The organism is Zooshikella harenae (assembly GCF_018837975.1).
Taxonomy (GTDB): Bacteria; Pseudomonadota; Gammaproteobacteria; order Pseudomonadales; family Zooshikellaceae; genus Zooshikella; species Zooshikella harenae.
In genome coordinates, this window is the sequence record NZ_JAGSOY010000148.1 from 1 (window position 1) to 4,068 (window position 4,068).

Here is a 4,068-nt window from a genome sequence, read left to right on the forward strand (position 1 = left end):
AGCGTTAGTAGGAACGGGAAAGGCTATCACGAGAGGTGAAAGTTTGCGACACAACCAGATTGCTAAGCGCAGCAATAAAATAGATAAATCGCTAGTGATGGACTTGGGTACTGACAGCTTGCCGCCAAATTGGCAGTCTTACGAGATGGAGCCAGAAATCCAAGCTACAGGAGAAGATATTAATTTATAAGCTATATTTCATTAGTTGTTTTACATAGTCAGTATCTATGAATTGAGCCACTATATCATCTAGTTCTCCATTCATTTTCATTTTGTAAAGCTCAATATCAAATTTTATGGTGAAATCTTTTTTAAAGGGGAAGTTCTTTTCAGCATTAATATCCGTATAACCTAGATGCCCAGTATTTTTAGATATGTACATCACTTCTTTCAGTTTTAAGCTATTTTGTTTGTATTTCTCTTGGTAGAAATCAGGCTGTTCTAAAATTTTAGCTAGATACCAAGCAAAAGGAAGTCTAGAGGTTACAGTGCAGTCTGTCCGCTCAAGTAGCAAGGCTTTAACTGTATCCTCAACGGTGTTTAACAACTTCAAATTAATTTTATGCTCTTTAACTTGCTCAAGAAACTGATCTCCAGCTCGGCCATCACCTCTGAACATTACAAAACCTAAGCTCTGGAAGTCATCAGGCCATTTGCTTCTGCTTTTGTTGAGTACTCGTTTATTGCATATGACAACATCGTGTTGGGTATAAAGCGGCTGAGAATAAGGCCAAATATATGGGCGCTTTGGTTCAGTATCTGTAAGCCAATCATGAGCATGAAAATAAGGAGGTAGTATAGCAAATGCTTTTCCTTGTTGAGCGAGAAATTTTGCTCTGCTCCAGGGAACAACTCGAAAAACTAAACTGTAATCCTTCATTCTTGAAATAGCAGTTCTAGTAATTTCAATATAAATACCCGTTAATTCCCCTTTGTCATCATGGTAAGCATAAGGAGGAAGGATATCGTAAGTATAAATTTCTACCTGCTGACTAGGTTCAGTAGAAAAAGATGTCGATATCCAAGAAGTTAAAAATATACTTATAAAAAGTCGCTGAAAGCTTCTGCTCATAACGTTTAACTAATGCGTATTCATTGTAAATACTTAAAAAGCATAGTTGAAGAACATACAGAATGGAAACCAAGAGCTTTGAGGACATTTGGGTCCAGGAGTCAACAAGAGCAGCGGGACAGGTTGTTTACAAATATTCAGGCTTGGCTTAGTGTTATTGTACTGGGAAAAGCATAATCATGCTGTTACCTTTTTTAGTCATGATTTTCATCAATTCCTATCTTAAAATATAAAACAGCTGCTACCTAAGACAGCGTAATCTTAAAATAATTAAAGACCTAACGAACATGAGTGAAAATATATTGGCCTTATTAGCCGCAAAAGGTATTAATTACAAAGCAATGGAAGGAGGAGATAAGGGAGTTCCCCAAATCACCTCTGCCATGGTTGCTGGCGCATGCGCTGGGCTAGACCGTATTCCGTATCTATTGGTTCGAATTAAGTATTCTGGCGATTTTAGCGTAATTAATGAGTTAGCAGAACTGATCTGTAGAAGAAATGATTACCAAAGTACGCAAGCCAGACACCTAATGAGAGCTGCGATTTATGAAGTGGTATCAGATAATATCTGTAATTTTTGTAATGGAACAGGCATCACTCGACGTACTAAATGCAAAAGCTGTGATGGTACAGGACATAAGCCCCGACAGTAAAGGAGATTTCTGCACTAACTGGTATACCACAAACTACGTACTTCCGTAAGTGGAAGGAGGTGTACCAGAACACTGTAGCAGCGCTTCATAAAGAAGTTGAAGTTGGAGTTAAGCATGTTTCTGGTAAACTTTTTCATTAATAAAATTAAATAATGTTGATTGGTTGGAATGGATATGAAATAATATTTTCCATGCTGAGAGAACTATATTTTAAGGTTAAGCCTCGCCATTAAGCGGGGCTTTTTTATGCCTCCAATATGAAAACTTACCTAATAAAACCAAACACAAAGCCCCGCATGACGCGTGCGGATAAATGGAAACAACGCACCTGTGTTATGCAGTACCGTGCTTATAAGGATGAGATCCGCAACGCTAGTCTTAGCCTGCCTGAAGGTGGTTATCACTTAATTTTCGTTATACCTATGCCCAAGTCTTGGACCAAGAAAAAGCAAAACGAGATGCGGGGCAAACCACACCAGCAAACACCCGATAAAGACAATTTAGAAAAAGGTCTGCTCGATGCAATCTTTAGTGATGATGCCCACATCTGGGATGGCCGCTTGAGTAAATATTGGGGGGATGAGGGGAGTATTATTATTAAAAAAATTCCCACGTTTGAGACGTTAGAGGAGGTGTTAAAACATTAACGGTAAATTGAATGAAAATTATTAGATTAGTCGTCCATTGTTCGGACACACCGAACGATAGAGATGTAACCGCCGAAGATATTCATCAGTGGCATAAAGAACGCAAGTGGTCTGGCATCGGCTATCACAAAGTTATACGACGAGACGGGACGGTTGAGAATGGCCGCCCTGAGTACTGGGAAGGTGCACATGTAAAGGGCTACAACAGTAATAGCTTGGGTGTGTGCTTGATTGGTAGGGATGAGTTTACGCCCGATCAGTTTGATAGTTTGGACCGTGTGTTAACTCGTTGGAAAGATAAATACCCGCTTGCGGAAATATGCGGGCATCGTGATTTAGACCCACGAAAGACCTGTCCTAATTTTGACGTTGGGGAGTGGTGGGAAAAAAATAGTGCCCTTTAATATGGCCCAATCAAAACTCAATCTCTATCAGGGAAGTAATATTTCATGAGCTAAGACAGTTAAAGAGCACTATTACATAGGAGACCCTTGCGGCTAATTTCTAGTTATATTCAGATATCAACATGCACAAACATTGATTGCGCGTTCATCTTTGCGTAAGTGAATATACTTATAAAGAGGTATATTTGTATGATGTTTTTATGAATTATTTATTACTGAGTGCGCATGGATTTAGTGTAAAAAAAAAGATGGAACTCTTTAAAGCAATGCATTTTAACTCACTTTAGGGGAAGATAGCATGCAACAACTCATGAATTAAAATCATTAAAGAGCACCAGAATAGACCAAAACCCCAGAAAGCTTTACTGGTTAAGAGTTCTTTGAACGACTCTTTCAAAGCTTGCTTCCCTGTCATACACGTGCCTCACTATCAACTACTTCTACCTCTAAAGTAGTATTTTTTTCATGTAACTGTCTAGTGAAGAGTTTTTAGACAGAATATTGCTATTAGTTTTACACAATAATATTGAGTTTATTACAAGGTTTTTCTAGCTTTAATACTGGTGAGTGGTGGCGCTCTACAGCTTAATATATCAATGATTTAGCTGTTATGAGAATTACCCATGAATTAAATTCACAGCGATTAAATCAAAGTATTACTGAGAACCATAAAGGCATAAAAACTAAATAGTAGATAATAGAAAGATCTTAAGGCATTTTAAAAGGGAGGAGTTCTTTAAAATAGAGCATGTAAAGCTTGATGCAATAGTACCATTAAAGAACACCATAATGTCGCAGGAACCCAAAATGACTTGCTAGAAAAAGTGTTTATCAATGTGTTCATAACTGCTTGCATCCTTGCTATGCAGTAAACCCACTCATAATTATCATAAAGAGAACATACCTAAATATTAGTAGTTTTTGCGGAATCACCTTGTTAAATCTTTTACCATGAGCTGTTACAAACAGTTTGACAAAAGCATTTCAAAGGTATGTATTCCTATTAAATAAAAGGAAACCAATGACAAATAAATATCACCTGGATTACTTCGAAAAAGCTGTCCTAAGTAATCAATACAAAATCCTTCAATTACTCGCCCCAATATTTAATAAAACGGGTGGCATTTACGAAGCGAATAAATACAAGAATTACATCGAGATTTTAGACAGTAATTTGGTTGAGCTTTTTCCTGAGATATTCGAAGGCAACTTTGAGCTACCCCACGACATACAGCGTGATGTCCTTGCGATTACTGAGCTGTATGAACTCATGGAAACAAGCTACAGTTATT

Annotated in this window: 6 protein-coding genes; 5 read left to right on the top strand and 1 reads right to left on the bottom strand. The window is 37.7% G+C overall.

Going from position 1 to position 4,068, the window contains the following annotated elements; genetic code table 11:
- Nucleotides 1-190 (top strand): hypothetical protein (locus KCG35_RS23845; protein WP_215822359.1); only part of this gene is annotated, 190 nt, incomplete at its 5' end.
- Here KCG35_RS23845 and KCG35_RS23850 read toward each other — a convergent pair.
- Nucleotides 185-1,072, bottom strand: a complete 888-nt coding sequence (locus KCG35_RS23850) for a substrate-binding periplasmic protein (protein WP_215822360.1) — start codon at nucleotides 1,070-1,072, stop codon at nucleotides 185-187. The genes KCG35_RS23845 and KCG35_RS23850 overlap by 6 nt on opposite strands.
- 287 nt (nucleotides 1,073-1,359) lie before the next feature.
- Between KCG35_RS23850 and KCG35_RS23855 the strand changes: the two genes are divergently transcribed.
- From KCG35_RS23855 to KCG35_RS23870, 4 genes are all read left to right on the top strand, one after another.
- A complete protein-coding gene (locus KCG35_RS23855) occupies nucleotides 1,360-1,725 on the top strand; it encodes a hypothetical protein (protein ID WP_215822361.1) in 366 nt (121 codons plus the stop codon).
- Nucleotides 1,726-1,982: 257 nt separating this feature from the next.
- Nucleotides 1,983-2,372 carry a RusA family crossover junction endodeoxyribonuclease gene (locus KCG35_RS23860; protein ID WP_373687373.1) on the top strand — a complete coding sequence of 130 codons (390 nt, stop codon included), beginning with the start codon at nucleotides 1,983-1,985 and terminating at the stop codon, nucleotides 2,370-2,372.
- A gap of 11 nt (nucleotides 2,373-2,383) precedes the next feature.
- A complete protein-coding gene (locus KCG35_RS23865; protein WP_215822363.1) occupies nucleotides 2,384-2,776 on the top strand; it encodes an N-acetylmuramoyl-L-alanine amidase in 393 nt (130 codons plus the stop codon).
- Nucleotides 2,777-3,797: 1,021 nt separating this feature from the next.
- Nucleotides 3,798-4,068, top strand: a 271-nt coding sequence (locus tag KCG35_RS23870) for a YfbU family protein (protein WP_215822364.1), incomplete at its 3' end; no start/stop codon positions are given.

Coding starts and splice junctions, on each gene's coding strand:
- KCG35_RS23855 (WP_215822361.1), top strand. CDS start 1,360: ATGAGTGAAAATATATTGGCCTTATTAGCCGCAAAAGGTATTAATTAC.
- KCG35_RS23850 (WP_215822360.1), bottom strand. CDS start 1,072: ATGAGCAGAAGCTTTCAGCGACTTTTTATAAGTATATTTTTAACTTCT.
- KCG35_RS23860 (WP_373687373.1), top strand. CDS start 1,983: ATGAAAACTTACCTAATAAAACCAAACACAAAGCCCCGCATGACGCGT.
- KCG35_RS23865 (WP_215822363.1), top strand. CDS start 2,384: ATGAAAATTATTAGATTAGTCGTCCATTGTTCGGACACACCGAACGAT.